Raw genomic sequence first — 18,760 nt, 5'->3', positions numbered from 1 at the left:
ATCTAACTATGTTCTATAATCAGCATTTATCTTTACATAATCATAACTCAAATCGGAAGTCCAATAACATACTTCTTCCGTTCCTAATCCCAAATCTATACAGACTGAAAATTCTTTATTCTTCATAATTTCAGCAACCATTGTCTCCTCATATTGAGCAGGAAGTCCCTGTTCAAACACCTTTACATCTCCAATCCATAACACTATTTTTTCGGGAATAACAGGCACACCACTATATCCTACTGCACAGAGAATCCGTCCCCAATTAGGGTCACCACCAAAAAATGCTGTCTTACATAATTGGGATACAGATACTGCCTTCGCTACCTTACGGGCATTTTCTTCTGTATCAGCACCCATAACGTTCACTTCTACAATTTTTGTTGCCCCTTCACCATCCAAAACAATACTACGGGCTAACCATACACACACCTGAAGCAATCCATTATAAAAAATAGTTTCATCCTCAGAACCTTCTTCAACCGAAATAGACGATGCACCATTTGCCAGTAAAACAACAGAATCATTTGTGCTCATATCGTTATCAACAGATATACAATTAAACGATTTATTCACTGCACGTAAAAGAAGCGATTTTAATTGCTGTTGCGATATCTTCGCATCTGTTGTTATTACTGATAACATCGTTGCCATATTCGGGCAAATCATTCCTGCACCTTTTGCCATCCCTCCAATATGTACTATTCCTTTAGATAATTGAACAGCAACTGCATATTCTTTCGGTACCGTATCAGTAGTCATTATCGCTTTAGCCGAATTTAAATGATTCTCTACTGACAGAGAACGGACACATTCTTCAATGCCTTTCCGAATTCTATCCATTGGCAAAGGAACTCCAATAACGCCAGTACTCATCACAAGAATATGTTCTTTTGGAAGATGCAACAAACTCGCTAATTGTTCTGCTATCGTCTCAACATCCCTCTTCCCTTGTTTACCTGTACACGCATTTGCATTGCCACTATTTATAAACACTGCACGTGCCACACCATTTTCACACACTTTTTGACACCACAATACAGGTTCCGCCTTTACACGATTCGTAGTAAATGTCCCCGCCACATGTGCGTCGCTTTTAGAAACTACTAAGGCACAATCTAAACGTTTTTGTTCAGGATTTTTAATCCCTGCCGAAACTGCAGAGGATTCAAATCCCAAACTCGCACATACACCACCATCTATCGGTACAATATGCATTGTATAACTCTCCATATACAAATTGTTTAATATTTTTATTTCTACGGCATCATCCCCGGAAGACGAAGCCCTGTATCTTCAGAAAAACCAAATCTAACATTCAAACATTGTAAGCCCATGCCCGCTGTTCCACCTACAAGATTATCTATTGCACTTACAATAATAATATTTCCCGTCCGTGAATCATACATCCAACCTATATCACAAAAATTGGAATTACGCACATAATTAATCTCAGGAAACTGTCCTTCTGGCAAAACACGGACAAAAGGTTCCTTTTCATAGCATTTATAAAGTTTTGAAGGGTCTATCGGCTTTGTCGGTCGTAATGTTATCGTGGTCAGGATACCACGTGTTAACGATGCAACATGAGGTGTAAATTGAACCTTATGTTTCCCCCCAATCTCTTGTTCTATTTCTGGTATATGTTGATGATTTCCAATCCGATATGCCCGCATATTCTCATTCATATTCGGGAAATGAAACAATTCATTTAATCCTCTCCCCGCACCTGAAATTCCCGAAATAGAATCAATAACAATAGGCACCTCCGGATCAGCATGTTCAACCAGCGGACGTAAAGGTAGTATTGCACTTATTGGAAAACATCCCGGTACCGCAACTAATGTTGCCTTTTTTATCTCTTCCCGATACCAAGGAACCAATCCATAAACAGAGGTTTTTAAAAGTTCAGGATGTGTGTATTCCATTTTATAAAATTTGACATATACCTCAGCATCCTTTATACGAAAATCGGAACCTAAATCCATCACAGTAACATTTCTCTTTATCAATTCTACTGCTAATGGCATTGACTTACCTGCTGGCAAAGCAAAGAAAACAACATCACAACGTTTTGCAATAGAATCCGCATCAAAAGGCTCCAATTCTAAATCTATAAGTTTGCGAAAATTGGGAAGCACATCTTGTAATTTCTTCCCTGTTTCCATTTCAACTGCACATACTAATTTTGCATCAGGGTGTGATAATAAAAGACGAATAAATTCTCTGCCTGCAAAACCAATTGCACCTACAAGACCTACTCGAATCATAACCATCTCCTAAAATAAATAATTACCCATCTATTAATTTGTTACATTGAAAAAACATGCCTTTTTAACGTATACTAATTCTCAAAAAAAATATACGTGGGAAATTAAACGATATTATACTCTTCACAATGTATTTTTTTAAAATATTGTCTATATACCTTCATATATCCCAAAAGATTTGAATTCCAAGTAATAAAACAATAGAATATATCGCTTTCTTTGAGATAGAACGTTTTTTTAATTGCAGGAGAAAATATATGCATCCTTATCGTACTCATCACTGTAATCAATTAAGAAAATCGGATGTCGGAAAAAATGTCCGCTTATCTGGCTGGGTTCACACAAAACGAGACCATGGCGGAGTTATTTTTATAGATTTACGAGACCATTACGGTATCACTCAAATTGTAGTTAATCCGGACAAACCTTTTTTCCCTGAGGTTGAAAGCGTTCGGAATGAAAGTGTTATCACTATCGAGGGAGAAGTAGTAGCACGCACCCCTGATACAATTAATCCCAACATAGACACTGGTGAAATTGAAGTTGTAGCAACTCAATACCATCTCGAATCTGCATGTGAACAGCTTCCTTTCCCTATAAATAAGGAACTTGAAACACCAGAAGAATTACGGTTAGAGTATCGATTTTTAGACTTGCGAAGAAATACGTTACACAAAAATATAATGCTCCGAAGTAAGTTAGCCCAGCTCGTAAGAGAACACATGCTTTCTCGTGGTTTTAATGAATTCCATACACCAATATTAACAAGCTCCTCTCCTGAGGGTGCTCGCGATTTCCTTGTGCCAAGTCGACTATATCCAGGGCAATTCTATGCCCTTCCTCAAGCCCCACAACAGTTCAAACAACTCCTTATGATTTCTGGCTTTGACAAATATTTTCAGATTGCACCCTGTTTCCGTGATGAAGACTCACGTGCTGACCGTAGTCCCGGTGAATTCTATCAAATTGATATTGAGATGTCATTCGTAACACAAGAAGACATCTTTTATGAACTTGAATTACTTATGGTCCGTATCTTCAAAGAACTTTCAAATAAAAAAATTATCTGGGAAAAATTTCCACGAATCCCTTATAGAGAAGCTATGGAAAAATACGGAACCGACAAACCTGACTTACGTTATGGACTGGAAATGCACGATTGCACTGATATATTTGCTCAATCAGAACTTAAAGTGTTCAGTTCTCAGGTAACGACAGGTGGAGTTATTAAGGCGATTCATCTTGAAAATGCTGACCAGCAACCCCGAAAATTCTTTGATGACGCGGAAGAATTCGCAAAAAGTGAGGGAGCCAAAGGACTTGCGTGGCTCATCTTAAAAGAAGGCGATTTCAAAGGTCCTATTGCAAAATTCATGAAAGACCATGAGAAAAAAATGCTTATTGAACGGCTACAAATAAAAGAAGGGAGTGCTGTTTTCTTTGGTGCAGGGAAACGAGACCAAACAAACACACTCATGGGAAAAGTCAGAACTTACCTCGCAAAACAACTTAATATGATAAATACAGATGTCGTTGCTTTTTGCTGGATAGTAGACTTCCCTATGTTCGAATGGAATGAAGAAGAGAAGCATTATGACTTTTCGCACAATCCATTTTCTATGCCTCAAGGTGGAATGGACGCTCTTATGAATAAAGACCCTCTCGAAATATTGGCATTCCAATATGACATCGTTTGTAATGGTGTCGAGTTATCCTCCGGCGCTATTCGTAACCATAAGCCTGAAATCATGCTAAAAGCATTTGAAATTGTCGGCTATCCCCCTGAAGTAGTTAAATCAAAGTTCCCAGCATTATGGAAAGCATTCCATTATGGGGCTCCTCCTCACGGTGGAATTGCTCCTGGCTTCGATAGAATCCTTATGCTACTTACCGACTCGCCTAATATTCGTGAAGTTATTGCCTTCCCACTAAATCAAAAAGCACGTGACCTACTTATGGGTGCTCCCAGCGAAGTAACACCGAAACAACTGCAAGAATTAAGTATTGCTATTGTTCCACCTAAAAAATAAATCATCTATCATTTATAACTTCATCGAAACACTGTTTTACCCAGACTTCACTACCAATCTTCAACCCTCCATCCTCTAACCAAAAGAAGTCCACCTCTTTTGATAACTGCATATTAGGTCTACGATAAACAAAAAAAGGTAAATCTCTCTGTTTTATATGTTCCGTTTTTTCTATATAGTCTTTGTAAGAAATATTTAACATGTCTATATTTTTCCTTCCGTTTCTGCCAAAGGGCAAAAAACGATATAGATGCCACGCATGTATCTTTGCTCCTTGCTCCCACAAATGAAACAAATAAGATGCCATCCCATTTAGTTCCTCTGCGTTCACCCTACACACGACCGTTGAGATGGTAAATGATATAGATTTTTCTACTAAATTTCTCAATCTTTTTTGAATAATATCATAATGATTTCTAAATCCAGACCTTAAATAATTGTGAATCATGGGATGTATTGAATCCACAGGAAGAACATATCGATCTGCGTCCAGTTGGTCTATCACTGTTTGAGTTAAACCTACTCCATTTGTTCCTACCTGTGTATAAAAGCCAATCGACTTTGCATAATGAATTACTTCCGACAAATCATACCCCCATTGCAAAGGTTCACCCCCTCCAAAAACAACGCTTTCCATCTCCCTATCTTTCATAATTGACAATACTTCCTTAACGTCCTCCTTGTTCATTTCTCGCACAGCATTCTCTGTAATACAAAACAAACAACTCATAGAACATGCACCATGAAGCATTACTACACCTACCCTGCGATATTGATTATTTGATTCTTGCATAACTACTTCATCCGAACAGCCGAGATAGCAAACCTCAGCCCTATAAATAATTCATAAACCAAAATTTCAGGTAGTAAAAATATTTTACGGAAATAAAACTTGCCATCTGCCAAGTCATTCTTAAAATGAACCCACCACCTATTAATACTTCTCCGTCGTGCAACAGATTTCACTAACATTTCCTCATATTTTCGTGTAATCGTTTTTCGGATAAAACTATCAAATCGGGTTAAATCCTCCATATTAGGAACACGAAACTTAAAATTACTTAATTGCTCTCGAATTTCATCCATTTCTTTTTCTAACCTCTTTTGAATTCTGCGATTAATCCTACCCGATACGTGTGACAGTTGCAAAATCAACTCGTTCGACTTCTGGAAAATATTCTCATATTCCTGAGAAACAAATTGGGCATATTGGTTCGTATGTAATATCCGGAGAATTTGCGTGTGAATTTCCTTTATGCTTGAATAAAGTGAGGCCAAACAATCTCGTTTCTCCTTTAATTGTTTCCGTGTCAACAACCAGACTTCCTGATATTCATAAAAAACCTGCATTATAACCTTTAATTGTTTTACAAAATCTCGTACTCTCCTGCGAATAAAAACTAAATGTGATTCTTTCTCCATCGTTGGACGTCGGTCTCTACGCAATTTACGTCGTATAAATCCCATACTCATTGGATGATTACTCAACAGTGTCGAATAACGATTCCATAACGTCAGCCAAAAGATATTCCAATATTGTTCTGGTGAACATCTCAAAAGAATTTCAATAATATTATCTTTAGAGTAAAACAAGGACCATGCTTTACGCCACGTTGCCTTCAATTCACCCTTTTTAAAATTAGGATGTGGAAAAGTCTCATGACAGCTATCATAAAAATTATAATCCTCTTCAAGATGTTCTCCCCTTTCAAAACGTTCCTTATGGTCCCTTGAACCAGGCAAAGGCGTCATAATAAAGAAAGAGGCTTCATCTACTCTTAGTTCATTTTTTAGCAGTTCAACATCACGAACAACACTCTTAAGTGTATCAAATGGCATACCAATAATATATCCAACATGAACCAGAATACCCGCTTTATGCCATGCTTCTACCATGTCAACATATTCAGACGTTTTATTCTGTGTCTTTTTCATTGCTTCTAAATTATCTGGATTTACACTCTCCATACCCACAAAGACAAGATAACAACCAGCTTCTCCAGCTAACGAAACAAAATCAGGAATTTTCCATGCCTGTGTATCTATTTGCATCATAAATCGGATTTTCTTTCCCTTCTGTTTCAGTTGAATTAATCCTTCAAATAACTCTCGCCATACAGGAGAACGAGACAAATTATCATCTGTAAAAAAATAACTATAAAATCCATTATCATAATTCTTTTCAATAGCCTCGAGTATCATTTGAGCCGAACGACATCGAATCTTTCTCCCCTGTACATTAATAATCGTACAAAATGAACAGTTAAAAGGACATCCCCTACTTGTATCAATTGTACACATAGGTTGCATAAAATGTTTCAAATATCCCGGCTCCGCTACCGGAACTCTGGCTGATGATATATCAGGTGAGTCATGAATAATATAATACGGTTTTAATCGTCTTCGGATTGCATCATTTAATATCCGTGACAAGACACCCCGTCCTTCTACTTCACCACAAACAATACTAACACCATTATCAATCAGCATCTGTAAATCTGATGTAGGTTTACCGAATAATTTCATAACCCCACTTACATGAAAACCTCCAATAAGAACTGGCACTTCATATTTTCGGAACATCAGTGCCAAATCTGTAGCCCTCGAAAACATATTTGATTGAACCCCAACTAATCCAACTATAAGATCCTCTTTTTGTCTACGACAGTCATATACTATTTTTTGCACATCAATTTCATGTACAAAATCATCTCTCATCTCCACAGATATTTCATAATCACCTTCTATCTCTCCATCTTCCACTATCTGCTCAGTTAAAGCCTTCATACATGTCGATGTGTTTGATGGAAGCAATGCCTTCCAAAAACGGAATGGATAACCATCATCATCATAATGAGAAGGTAAGATATACAGTATTTTAACCTTCTTTTTACTAACACTACTATAAAAACCATTAAAAAACAAATCTTTCAATTTCATAATCTCACTCTCAAATAGTCATTAAAATAAAGTAATATATTATAATACTTTCATTCTTGCTACTTGAAAAGAACAACAAAAAAATAGATAATTTATGTATTAAACGAAACCTCACAATAAAAGGAGACAAAAAATGATGAAAGGTTTGCTTTTTATTTGCATTCTATTTGCCTTAACATTACTCATGGGCTTAACACAAAACACTGCATATTCAGAGTCCCGATTCAAAGACGATGTAGAATTCCTAAAAAAATATGTAACAGTCATTCTTCTAAAAGACACCGATTCTGAAGGGCAAGTAGCCGTTGTTCCAGAGTATCAAGGGAGAATTATGACCAGTACTGCCGAAGGCCTCGAAGGATTAAGTTTCGGCTGGATTAACCGAGAATTAATCTCGTCAAAAAAGATAGAACCCCATATTAATGTTTTCGGTGGCGAAGACCGTTTCTGGATAGGTCCAGAAGGTGGACAATATGGCATCTTTTTCCCGCCTAATTCGCCCTTCGACTTAGACCACTGGCAAACACCACCCGTTATTGATACCGAACCCTATGAGGTTGTTTCTCAAAATGAAAAGCAAGTCTCATTCCATAAAGAGGCAAAATTAAAGAACTGGACTGGAACCGATTTCCAAATTTCAATTGAGCGAACTGTTAGTATCCTATCTAAGGAACAGATTGCTGGAACATTAGGTGTTCGTATCCCTCAAAACATCAAATATATAGGTGTCGAATCAAAAAATCGAATTAAAAACATCGGCAATGAAGATTGGAATAAGGAAAAAGGCTTGTTATCCATCTGGATTTTAGGTATGTTCAATCCTTCACCAGATACTACAATTGTTATACCATTCCTACCAGGAGCAGAAGAATATCTCGGACCTAAAGTCAACGATGCTTACTTTGGCAAAGTACCTCCTGACCGATTAGTGGTAAAAGATAATATATTGTTCTTCAAAGGGGATGGACAATACAGAAGCAAAATTGGTGTTTCCCCCAAACGGGCTCTATCTGTTTGTGGTAGTTATGATGCAAAAAACAAAGTCTTAACGATTGTTCAATATAGCAAACCTGATACACCTAAACCCTATGTTAATTCTATGTGGGAAATGCAAAAAGACCCATATGGCGGTGATGTTATAAATTCTTATAATGATGGACCCTTAGGTCCTGGGAAAAAACCACTAGGTCCATTTTACGAATTAGAAACCTCATCGCCTGCAGAAGAACTTAAAAAGGGAGAATTTGTAGAACACACCCATAAAACATTCCATTTTATTGGAGACGAAAAAGAGCTTAATTATTTAGCAAATGAAATATTGGGCGTTGACCTACAAACAATACAAAATGCCTTTTCAAGCAAATAATATTTAATACACAATTAAGAAAGGCACACTTCTCTCCAAAGTGTGCCTTTTCCTTTTTATGCAGTTTTTTACTCAAATACTTGCATTTGAAATTTGTTCTATCATACTAATCATCGGATAGAACAACGATACAAATAAAGTCACTACGATAATACCCACTGCTATTGTAAATATTGGTTGTAAGGCTTCCCCTAATGTATTCACTGCAATCTGAACTTCGTTATCATATATATCCGCTATTTGCTCCGCTATTTTATCCAAACTCCCCGATTCCTCTCCTGTAATCAACATATCTGCAACCACAGGTGGAATTACATCAGCAGACGCACGAAGAGGTGTCTCCAATCCTGCCCCACGTTCAACCGAATCCCTCAATGTCTGTAAACTTTGCGCCACTGCTTGATTGTGGATAGCATTCTTTGTAAGCTCCAGAGAGGACATCATGGATAGACCACTCTTCAACAACAAAGACCATGTCCTCATCATTTCAACAATTGCATATTTGTGCATAATTTTCCCAATTATTGGAATCTTTAACTTAAAACGATCCGCAGATAAACGTCTCAATGGATTACGAATAAACCATACCTGATAAACAAGGATCAATAACAAAATCAATACAATTGGTAACCACCACCATACACGGAACCAGTTTGAAATTTGGAAGAATAACATTGTAGCAGATGGAATATTTATATTTTGTTTCTCATACATATCCTGAAATTGAGGAACAACAAAATTCGTTAACAATAATAGAACTGCCAAACATGCTATTACTAACACAATTGGATAAAATAATGCCCCCCTCACTTTTCGACGTAATAAATCTCTTCGTTGTCGGTAATCCACAAGCCTCTGCAATACAGTAGTTAACGTTCCGCTTGCCTCACTTGCTTTTATTAAGTTTACAAATACCGTATCAAAATAACGAGGATGCCTATCAAACGCCTGCCATAAAGGATTCCCTTCCTCTACATACATTGCCATATCATTTATCAATCCACGAATAGCTTCAGTTTGACCACGTTGGGCTAATGTCTTTAATGATTTTAGCAATGGTGTCCCTGATTCTAAAAGCATAATCAATTGACGCAAAAAATCCGTAATTTCTTGATATTTAACTGTTCCTCTTCGCAAAAAGGAAAAACTACTCAATGAAGAAGCACCTATCACAGATTCACGGGAAACAATTTCTTCTTCTTTTACAATTTGTGAAAGGCTCTGCACTTTTCCTTTGCCAGATTTACGAACCTTTTTAATTCCTTCACTGTTCTTCTCAGCCATTGCTGTTCTCCTTTATAGATATATTATGTATTTTCCATCACTACTTTTTTTCAGTCGGGATTCTTTTGCTCCATACGATTTTAGGAACATCTTCTATGAAAACAACTCCTGTCTCATGAGATGAATACACTTTATTATATTTTTTCCCTGAAACAACTCTACTTAACTCCGCCGTAACAACAATTCTAAAACTTGACGATGTATCAGTAAAAGGAAATGGAAAACCTGCAGTAGCATCTTCAACCTTAAAATTAAATGTATTGGGGTCTTTCCCCAAAACTGTTATTACATCGTTAACAGTATGAAATGGCTTTGCACTAACAATCTTTTGTGCTTCTTCCAAATTAATATTAAACCAAGCCATTAATACCTCCACTGGAGCAATGTTAATATTTAAATAGGATTGCGGTCTTTCAGGGTCTCCAGCATTCCATGACGACAAATATTGAAAAGAATTAACATCCACTTGATTCTTGTTCAACCAACCCCGACTAAACAATTCATCTACCAAATAAATCCATCTGCCTTTATCTGAGACATTAGTTTGAGCATTTAAATTAGAGACGATCTGACGTGCCGAAGCACCATCTATTTTTAATATTTTTTGTAGAACACTTGCAGGACTACAGTTGATATTAACCTTACCACTCTCATCATAAATATGAATTAAAACATTTACCTTAACTGTATCAGACGGCTCCAATGGTAAATTATCATTAACGTTCCATACCTGTTTATAGTAGGGATACTCATATTGAAGAGGACATCTACTCAACAACTCAGAAACGCTATTCGTTTGTCTTGCCTTATTTAACTCTGCTAATGCGGTATTTAATCCAGCCTTAGCATAATTATTCGCTTTTAATTCATCTATAAGTATAACTGCCCTCCTTAATTCTGTCTCATTGTCACGAACATAATACATCCCAAGTAATGCAAAAACTCCAAGCACAGATATAGCAATCATTAACGCCACACCTGCATTCCTTAAGGAACTCGATTTAATATGTCTAATAAAATGTTCTCTCATAACATATTTCCTAACCAAAAAGTACATTCCCGAACCATCTGTTCCCATAACCTGTTCTCATCTGCAAAAATAAAACTCATTTTTACTGCTTTTGGATACACCTCTTTTTCCCAACTATCTACCCAATTTTCCCCATCATAATAATGCACCCGCATCCCAAGTACCCCAGAAATCAATATTTCTCTCGCTCCGTTCGGATGCTTCTCATTAAGAGAACCCACCACTCGCACAAGAGATGGAACCCCTCCTAACGTTCTATCAATGTAATAAAATACCCTGACCACCGAGTCATTTCCCTCACTTTTTGCGAAAATAATAGGGAAAGAAATAAGGTCATCATCTAAGGGAACTGACTGATAACGTTTCTGCTCTTCTATACGACGAACCCCGAACATCGCACCTCCTGTAAAGGTAGATGATGCAATTTGGTCAAAATCTTCTTGTAGACGATGACTTAACTGTAAAAAATGGAGATTTAATTTCTGCTTTATTTCAGAGACTCTTCGGTATTCCATAATTCGTGTAAAGATAACAATCCCAATTGTTGAAAGGACAGCCAAAACAGCCAGTACTGTTATAATCTCGATTAACGAAAAACCTCTAAATCTATTCAATCTCACGTCTTATTACTCCTAATTATCGTATCCACCTGAAATCGTGGCACTATTGAAGTCTCTGTATAATATCTCGTCCTTCCCCCTTCTTTATAAATAACTATAACAATCACTTCATAACAATTCTCATTACTATTTGATATTTTTCCATAGGCTTTCCAACGAAATTTTTGATTTGCATTTTTATATTTTCGAAAACTTGCCCAATCAGGTGGTGTAATTTTAGGCTCTTCAACAGGATTCCCTGATTTTGGTTCTTCATTAGATGTTAATATAGGAAAATAACCTCCTTCTTTTCCCGCCTCAGAGATTTTCCACAAAAAACACTGTGGATTATTTATTAAATAATATAGTTTGTCTTGTGCAATGCTATTCGCCAATATTATATTCTGTGACCGTTGAGATAAATTTAAACTTATGGAGAACATTTGCACCAGCCCTGTTACCGCAACACTAACAACAGCCAATGCAACAATTAGTTCTATCAGAGAAAAACCATACAAACACTTAGAAAAAAATGGTATACTTTTATCACAGAAGTTTTTCTTAGTATAAAAACCAAATCTCATATTAAATCTCATTTACAAACACTATGTTGTTTTTATATATTTTTATACATAAAAATATCAATAGTCAAATAAAATTATGACAAAAAACACAAACTCAAAAATAATCAATATTAATATACAATATCTAAACCAGTTTTACAAAATATCTTTGCCTCAACAAGGATATATCGGTACTTATAATTTATCACTTCCTCAAACAGAAAAAAATATATGCAAAATATTCAACGATGCTATCCAAAATCCTATCGGAAATATAGAGAATATAAAACACAAAAACCTTTCTAATAAAAAGATATCTATAGTGATTTCTGACACGTTCCGATATACAGGGGTTGAACAGTTTTTGTCTTTATTATTAGAGATATTATTTTCCTCTGGATGTCAATCAAAAAACATTCAATTTTTAGTATCAGCAGGTTCTCATCGTCCTCCCACAGAAAGTGAATTATCAAAAATAGTAACAGAGGAGATATTTAATCAATTTAAACAGCAAATTATCATTCCTGACCCTTCTGACTTGAAACAATACCAACATTTAGGAAAAACAACAAGAGGCACACCTGTCTATGTCCATCAAGAAGTAATGTCGAGTGATTACCTCATACTTACAGGAACAATTCTGTTTCACTATTTTGCAGGATTTGGAGGAGGTAGAAAATCAATTGTACCAGGTCTATCTGCATTGCCCACGATACAACACAACCATGCATTAAGTATCCACCCAGAAAGATGTGAAATCCACCCACAGGTAAAGATAGGCGTAATGGAAGGGAATCCCGTTGCAGAAGACCTCATAGAAGCAACTTTTATGACGCAAAAAGAATACCTCATCATAAATACAGTATTATCACCCCAAAAAAACATCATAAAAATATTCTGTGGAGATTTGATTCACGCTCATGAAACAGGTGCAAACTTTGCCAAGCATATTTATTCTATAAATATCCCACAACAAGCAGATATAGTAATTGCTTCCGCAGGTGATGCCAAAAACTTTCTCCAAAGCCATAAAGCACTGGTAAATGCATGGCAAGCACGGAAACAACCTCACGGGAAAATAATCTTCATTGCCCCATGCCCGGAAGGACTTGGTGGACACAAATTCAAAGAATGGCTTGAAATAGGAGATACAAACAAGCTGTTATCTACATTACGAAAAAATGGTGAGGTCAATGGCCAAACTATTATCTCAACACTTGAAAAGTCACAACACACCTATTTCCTTACAGAATTACTCGAATCAACTGTATTACTTTTGGGAGGAAGAAAAATCAGCACCCTCGAAGAAGGCTTTAATCTTGCATGGGAGGAATTAAAAAAACAAGGGATAAAAGAACCAACCTGGATGTTTCTACCAGATTCCGCATATTCTGTCCCAACAATATAAACAGTCTCATTACTACATACGATCAGGGACAGGAATACCCAAAAGCGATAATGCATTCTCCATCACTTGTAATGTCGCCCAACAAATTTGCACCCGCATATTTATAACATCATCATTCTCAGCAAACAATACAGGACAGGCATGATAAAACGACGTAAAAACATGAGCCAAATTTAGAGCATACCCAGCAATAATAGCTGGATTATATTGTTTTATACTACTTAAAACAATGCTGGGAAATTCAGAGATACTTCGCAATAAAAGCCATTCTTCATCTTTTTGTAGCGGTAAATTTTCAGGTAAATCATAAGGAATGGGCTTACCATATTTCCTAAGTATCGACTTTATCCGTGCACAACTGTATTGCAAATAAGGTCCCGTATCACCTTCGAATGATAGAGCACTGTCCATATCGAAGATAACATTTTTAGAAGGCGTTACTCGAAGAACAGAAAAACGTATCGCAGACACAGCGACCTTCTCCGCTATCTCTTGCTGTTCCTCCTCCGAAAGTTCCTTACATTGTTCCCGAACCCGCTCCAACGCTAATGACGATGCATTATCTAAAAAATCAGAGAGCAATACTACATTTCCCTGACGTGTTGACATCTTTCCTTCTTTTAATAAAATATAAGAATAAAAAATAGGCTCAGGTATCCTATAACCTGCACTCCTCAAAATCAACCCTATTTGTTGAAAATATAATTTATGGTCTTCTCCCAATACAATCAAATTCTCATCGGTTCCCCTATGCCCTTTATAAATCGTATATGCCAAATCACGATAGCCATACATAGAGCTCCCATTTGCTCGACGCAAAACGAAATATCGTCCCTCCTCCTGAGTAAATCCCAACTGTGCCAAATCCACGGTTAAACGATTTTCTTCATCTATAAATAATGCTCCTTTCTCTTTCAGAATCTCAAGGACTTTGTTTAACTCTTCTGATTCGATAAAATCGGATTCTCTATCAAAATAGTCATATTCAATACCCAATCGTTTCAATACTTGCAATTGTCCTCTCAGACACAATTCAGTTACACGAACAAATTTTTTCCTGACCTCCTCATCCCCTTGCTCCATAAGAGCCAATAACTCATAGCCCTTATTGGCAAATTCAGGTTCATTTTCAGCCCTCTGGTTAGCCTGAACATACGCATCAAGAATACCATTAAAATCAAGCTTCTCCAACTCATCGGCGATTAAAACTAACAGCCCTATCTGCCGACCCATATCATTCACATAATAATGCACCTCAGTCTCATAACCCTCAAAACGAAATAATCGAGACAAACAATCTCCTAACATGGCATTTCTTGCCCTACCCACATGAGGACTCGCATTCGGATTAATACTTGTATGCTCAATAAGTGCTTTCTTTCCAAATCCTGAACTCAATGACCCATACTTATCCCTTTTGGAGAATACGTCTTCAACGATTTTTACTGAACAATATCCTCGGTCAAGAAACAAATTCAGATACCCACCCTTCTGTTCTACCTTTGTAACCCATGGTTTTATCTCCAAAAGAGGCAAACAGACTTCTACTATAACTGGTAATGAAATGTTTAACTTTTTAGACAAAGCAAACAGTGGAACAGCAACATCACCCATCTTAATGTCTGGTGGCGTAGCAATAAGAATATCATCGCTACCCAAACCTGGAAATGTTTCAATAATACGCCGTCTAATCTCATCTGTTAAGCCAAACACAAAAAGAAAATCTCCTCTCTTAATTTACCTTACCAAAATTGAATACGAACAAACACCTTCTCCGCCACCATAAAAATTTTTAACTCTTGTCAAGTATTTATATCTCTAATAACAACTAAATACCTTCGAGACATTTCAATGTTGCTCTTAACGTATCTTCGTAATTATCAGTAGAATGACCACATTCTAAAGCAACAAAACCTTTATAATCCGTACCCGCAATAGCTTTAAATATATTGTGATAATTCAATTCTCCTGTTCCAGGTTCCTTCCGTCCTGGATTGTCTGCCACATGGAAATGGCCTATCCTACTTATATTCTCTGTTAAATTTCGTATCACATTTCCTTCAGTAATCTGTTGATGATAAATATCGAACAACATCAAAACATGTGGGCTATTCACCTCTTTTAATATCTCCATCGTATCATCAGTTCTACACAAAAAGTATCCATGATGGTCAACTAATGGGTTTAACGCTTCAACGACAATATAAACCTGATTATCCTCTGCAATAGGTGCTAAACGCTTTAAACACGTAATAACATTCTCCTTTTGTACTTCCCGAGATACATCGGTTCTCTCATTTCCAGTAAGCCCTATTAAGCGCTTGCAATTTAATTGCTTCGCCACTTCAATCCGTTCTCTAAATTGTTTTTCAAGTCGGTCATGGTCCGTCTCATCAACCATTTGTCTCGGAGCAATAGCACCAACACCTACAATACAACTTAATTCCAACCCGAGCGAATCTGCTTTGTTTCGTATAGACTTAAAATCACCTTTCGGATGCAACCACTCATAGGCTGGTAAACCCCAAGCAGATACCGCTTCTAATTTATCTTCAGGCTTCTTACCAGGAAACCAATCCAGAGGTGCACTCATTCTCAACTTAACGTTGGAAAAAGGCTTATCTTCTGGTAACGCAGAATATGACTTTCTACCAGCCAAAAAAACACCACCAGCAATAGCACTGGCACAAGTAACAAAGAAATTCCTTCTTTTCATCTTTATTCTCCTTACATTAACTTTATATTTTGTTTTCACAATAAATACAAATTTTCCCGCTTGATTATACTATGAATAAAATTTTATTATCGAGTTTGCAATATATATTATAAAAGTAACGAATCAAGAAAAACATTAAAATCATAAATAAGGTGTATGCTTAATAAAATGAATTTGTCTTTTGTAATACCTGCCGTCAATGAAGAATTAACAATCGAACCCTTAATCGAAGGGATTATCACTCATTCAAAACCACATAACATACAAATTATTCTTATTGACGATGGAAGTTCTGACCAAACATTCTCCTCAATGAAAAAAATGCAAGAAAAATACCCATCAGAAATAGAAATTATAAAATTCCGAAGAAACTTCGGTAAAAGTTGTGCACTTGCTACAGGCTTTAAAAATGCCACAGGCGATATAGTTATTACAATGGATGCGGACCTACAAGACGACCCCAAAGAAATTCCCAGATTAATTGAAAAAATTCAGGAAGGCTACGATGTTGTCTGTGGTTGGAAAAAACACCGCTTTGACCCATGGCACAAAACAATCCCGTCAAAAATATATAATGCCTTCATCCGCAAAGTTTTTAAGGTGCCTCTGCATGATATAAATACAGGCTTCAAAGCCTTCCGCAAGGAAGTTATCCAAAATATACCCCTGTATGGTGAAATGCATCGACTTATTGCTGTCCTTGCAGTAGAATCAGGTTTTAAAATCACTGAAATCCCAGTTGAACACCATCCAAGAAAATATGGCAAATCAAAATTCGGTTTTAATCGATTTTTCCATGGTGCCGTTGATGTCTATACAGTATGGTTTCTGTCAAGGCACGGTCAATCCCCAGCATACTTCTTTACAAAACGTGGCTTATTATCCATAGCATTAGGTTCATTAGGATTAATTGCGAGTCTCGCAGGATTCTATATTCATGGCGACCAACTAAGATATGTATTTTTAGGAACTGTTAGTACCGTATTCATTGGAATTGGTTTCTTAACCATCGGCATCGGACTAATTGCTGAAATACTGCGTAGAGAATTCTCATTCCAACAAAAAAACATATATGTAGATGTCATATTAACATCTGATAAAAAACCTATCAATAACAAATAATATAATGCGAGGCCTCTGAACAAGAGGAGTAAAAGGTTTGGATGTAAATTATACTTATTTTCATAGACAAAATCTGGTTGGAAATCAAAGTAAACAAGAATTCAGAAGCTTATTCTAATCTATTTCTTTCTATTTCCGCCTATCTTATTTGTTATTTTCTATCGTTGTTCCTCTTTTTATCACCTATGCATGCTTCTTTGCCTCCTGCATCAATCCCCCATATATCTGCTTCTAATCATAGCCCACTATTAATAAGAAATGATACACTCCATTCTTCTCTAAACCCCGAAACCGACACCGCACATATCACATCCAACGCTTTAATTTTGTGTAATTGTCCAACTACTTCCCTGCTCTTTATACCACTTCCCTCTATTTTTGTTTCACTTTTTTTTCACAACACTTTCCCTTTATAATTTATCTCCAAAATACTAACTTGCTTGAAATAAACCTCGTTCAGAGATCTCAGGTATTTTTAGGTAAAATTCAATTATGTAAAATATAATGTCAAATTAATGTATATGTTGTAAAAAGGTTTTAGATGAATAAAGAATTGTTGAGAACATTAAACTGGGTTTCTATTGGAATAACTCTACCATTATTACTTTTGCTGGCGAGATTTTCTGATGCGGAGCAGAGACCAATACGGCTCTGTGATGAATTGCTATCAAAGCGTGTATTACCAGAACACAGCATTTTCATCCCTGGAACTCAATGGAAGGTAATTAATAATGATGTGCAATGGTCGAAAGAAGATGGCGAGGGATTGAGAATTAGTGGTTGTCGTGGGAAAGAGATAGTTTGTGTATATCAGTTTGTAGAACCTATTCGATTGGAGGATTACTCATGTCTCAAAGTAAATGTGAAGGTATTCGATGGAGAAGGTACCGCCACCGTATGCTGGAATGACAACTACGGAACCTATCAAAAAGTTGGTTGGAGAAACTCATACAAAGTCAAACTTAACGGAGATGTTGAAGAAATAAATCTCGCCCTAAAGTATAATTTGGGAATTGCAACAGAATTATTACTTTTATTTAACGGAGAGTTTGAGAAAATTAAACTGCGTTCTACAGAACTCTTTCCTAAAAGTATAAAAGAGCCCCTTTATTGCAAACTTAACCAGGTTCGCCTGCCATGCATTTGGGAGGATGAAGCTAAGTGGGATCTTCACATTAAACAGGGCGACTTCCTGCAATTCGCCATTGGTTGTTTGTGGTTAAAGGGCTTCACTCAAGAAGTTTTAAAGGTAAGTGATGGGTTCAAATTTGGAATAGATGTGGATAGTTCTAATGGGAAAAAGAAGTTATTTGAAAAAGACTATACGGAAGAAGAATTGGTTAATCTTATAAAAGATGGATGGAGATTTTACCGTACTGACCTTGGAGAATATGCCGACCAGAACATAAGACTCATACTCAAAATAGATCAT

General features: G+C 36.5%; 15 protein-coding genes. 5 read left to right on the top strand and 10 right to left on the bottom strand.

Going from position 1 to position 18,760, the window contains the following annotated elements; all coding sequences use genetic code 11:
- Positions 1-6: 6 nt before the first annotated feature.
- Both argJ and argC read right to left on the bottom strand, forming a co-directional pair.
- Entirely contained in the window at positions 7-1,218 is a 1,212-nt protein-coding gene (gene argJ / locus PLJ10_03465) for a bifunctional glutamate N-acetyltransferase/amino-acid acetyltransferase ArgJ (GenBank protein HOK08700.1), read from the bottom strand.
- 41 nt (positions 1,219-1,259) lie between these two features.
- Positions 1,260-2,270 carry an N-acetyl-gamma-glutamyl-phosphate reductase gene (gene argC, locus PLJ10_03460; GenBank protein HOK08699.1) on the bottom strand — a complete coding sequence of 337 codons (1,011 nt, stop codon included), beginning with the start codon at positions 2,268-2,270 and terminating at the stop codon, positions 1,260-1,262.
- Between the two features lie 257 nt (positions 2,271-2,527).
- On the opposite strand from argC, the gene aspS reads away from it, so the two are divergent.
- Positions 2,528-4,300, top strand: coding sequence for an aspartate--tRNA ligase (aspS, locus tag PLJ10_03455; protein HOK08698.1), 1,773 nt, complete (start codon positions 2,528-2,530; stop codon positions 4,298-4,300).
- A 1-nt stretch (position 4,301) separates the two neighbouring features.
- Here the strand turns inward: aspS and PLJ10_03450 are convergent, their stop codons facing one another.
- Positions 4,302-5,093, bottom strand: coding sequence for a radical SAM protein (locus tag PLJ10_03450; GenBank protein ID HOK08697.1), 792 nt, complete (start codon positions 5,091-5,093; stop codon positions 4,302-4,304).
- Positions 5,094-5,095: 2 nt separating this feature from the next.
- Positions 5,096-7,240, bottom strand: a complete 2,145-nt coding sequence (locus tag PLJ10_03445) for a radical SAM protein (GenBank protein HOK08696.1) — start codon at positions 7,238-7,240, stop codon at positions 5,096-5,098.
- A 133-nt stretch (positions 7,241-7,373) separates the two neighbouring features.
- Between PLJ10_03445 and PLJ10_03440 the strand changes: the two genes are divergently transcribed.
- On the top strand, positions 7,374-8,606 hold the full coding sequence (locus PLJ10_03440) for a hypothetical protein (GenBank protein HOK08695.1): 1,233 nt from the start codon (positions 7,374-7,376) through the stop codon (positions 8,604-8,606).
- Positions 8,607-8,678: 72 nt separating this feature from the next.
- Here PLJ10_03440 and PLJ10_03435 read toward each other — a convergent pair whose 3' ends face one another.
- Genes PLJ10_03435 through PLJ10_03420 form a run of 4 tightly spaced genes read right to left on the bottom strand, consistent with a single transcriptional unit; the run spans position 8,679 to position 12,103 of the window.
- Entirely contained in the window at positions 8,679-9,890 is a 1,212-nt protein-coding gene (locus tag PLJ10_03435) for a type II secretion system F family protein (protein ID HOK08694.1), read from the bottom strand.
- A gap of 40 nt (positions 9,891-9,930) precedes the next feature.
- Positions 9,931-10,920: a type II secretion system protein GspK gene (locus PLJ10_03430; GenBank protein ID HOK08693.1), complete on the bottom strand. Its 990-nt coding sequence runs from the start codon at positions 10,918-10,920 to the stop codon at positions 9,931-9,933.
- Entirely contained in the window at positions 10,917-11,540 is a 624-nt protein-coding gene (locus tag PLJ10_03425) for a prepilin-type N-terminal cleavage/methylation domain-containing protein (GenBank protein ID HOK08692.1), read from the bottom strand. The genes PLJ10_03430 and PLJ10_03425 overlap by 4 nt, the downstream gene beginning before the upstream one ends.
- Positions 11,537-12,103: a prepilin-type N-terminal cleavage/methylation domain-containing protein gene (locus PLJ10_03420; GenBank protein ID HOK08691.1), complete on the bottom strand. Its 567-nt coding sequence runs from the start codon at positions 12,101-12,103 to the stop codon at positions 11,537-11,539. Before PLJ10_03420 ends, PLJ10_03425 begins: the two co-directional genes overlap by 4 nt.
- Positions 12,104-12,179: 76 nt before the next feature.
- Between PLJ10_03420 and larA the strand changes: the two genes are divergently transcribed.
- Positions 12,180-13,490: a nickel-dependent lactate racemase gene (gene larA, locus PLJ10_03415; GenBank protein HOK08690.1), complete on the top strand. Its 1,311-nt coding sequence runs from the start codon at positions 12,180-12,182 to the stop codon at positions 13,488-13,490.
- A gap of 12 nt (positions 13,491-13,502) precedes the next feature.
- Here larA and argS read toward each other — a convergent pair whose 3' ends face one another.
- Both argS and PLJ10_03405 read right to left on the bottom strand, forming a co-directional pair.
- The gene (argS, locus tag PLJ10_03410) at positions 13,503-15,203 is read right to left on the bottom strand and encodes an arginine--tRNA ligase (protein ID HOK08689.1); all 1,701 of its coding nucleotides are present in this window, start codon (positions 15,201-15,203) and stop codon (positions 13,503-13,505) included.
- Between the two features lie 115 nt (positions 15,204-15,318).
- Positions 15,319-16,206, bottom strand: coding sequence for a TIM barrel protein (locus PLJ10_03405; GenBank protein ID HOK08688.1), 888 nt, complete (start codon positions 16,204-16,206; stop codon positions 15,319-15,321).
- Positions 16,207-16,374: 168 nt separating this feature from the next.
- Here PLJ10_03405 and PLJ10_03400 point away from each other — a divergent pair, with 168 nt between their 5' ends.
- Complete coding sequence (locus PLJ10_03400) at positions 16,375-17,328, top strand: glycosyltransferase family 2 protein (protein ID HOK08687.1); 954 nt, start codon at positions 16,375-16,377, stop codon at positions 17,326-17,328.
- Positions 17,329-17,869: 541 nt separating this feature from the next.
- A partial coding sequence (locus PLJ10_03395) for a hypothetical protein (GenBank protein ID HOK08686.1) occupies positions 17,870-18,760 on the top strand: 891 nt, incomplete at its 3' end.

This window comes from Candidatus Hydrogenedens sp. (genome assembly GCA_035361075.1).
Taxonomy (GTDB): domain Bacteria; phylum Hydrogenedentota; class Hydrogenedentia; order Hydrogenedentales; family Hydrogenedentaceae; genus Hydrogenedens.
Note: the sequence above shows the minus strand (reverse complement) of the source record. Positions and strands in the feature narration are given on the sequence as shown.

Excerpts from the sequence above, each read along its gene's own strand:
- PLJ10_03430 (HOK08693.1), bottom strand. The coding sequence starts at position 10,920 with ATGAGAGAACATTTTATTAGACATATTAAATCGAGTTCCTTAAGGAAT.
- PLJ10_03435 (HOK08694.1), bottom strand. The coding sequence starts at position 9,890 with ATGGCTGAGAAGAACAGTGAAGGAATTAAAAAGGTTCGTAAATCTGGC.
- PLJ10_03405 (HOK08688.1), bottom strand. The coding sequence starts at position 16,206 with ATGAAAAGAAGGAATTTCTTTGTTACTTGTGCCAGTGCTATTGCTGGT.
- PLJ10_03420 (HOK08691.1), bottom strand. The coding sequence starts at position 12,103 with ATGAGATTTGGTTTTTATACTAAGAAAAACTTCTGTGATAAAAGTATA.
- PLJ10_03400 (HOK08687.1), top strand. The coding sequence starts at position 16,375 with ATGAATTTGTCTTTTGTAATACCTGCCGTCAATGAAGAATTAACAATC.
- PLJ10_03450 (HOK08697.1), bottom strand. The coding sequence starts at position 5,093 with ATGCAAGAATCAAATAATCAATATCGCAGGGTAGGTGTAGTAATGCTT.
- PLJ10_03445 (HOK08696.1), bottom strand. The coding sequence starts at position 7,240 with ATGAAATTGAAAGATTTGTTTTTTAATGGTTTTTATAGTAGTGTTAGT.
- argJ (HOK08700.1), bottom strand. The coding sequence starts at position 1,218 with ATGCATATTGTACCGATAGATGGTGGTGTATGTGCGAGTTTGGGATTT.
- argC (HOK08699.1), bottom strand. The coding sequence starts at position 2,270 with ATGATTCGAGTAGGTCTTGTAGGTGCAATTGGTTTTGCAGGCAGAGAA.
- PLJ10_03440 (HOK08695.1), top strand. The coding sequence starts at position 7,374 with ATGATGAAAGGTTTGCTTTTTATTTGCATTCTATTTGCCTTAACATTA.
- aspS (HOK08698.1), top strand. The coding sequence starts at position 2,528 with ATGCATCCTTATCGTACTCATCACTGTAATCAATTAAGAAAATCGGAT.
- larA (HOK08690.1), top strand. The coding sequence starts at position 12,180 with ATGACAAAAAACACAAACTCAAAAATAATCAATATTAATATACAATAT.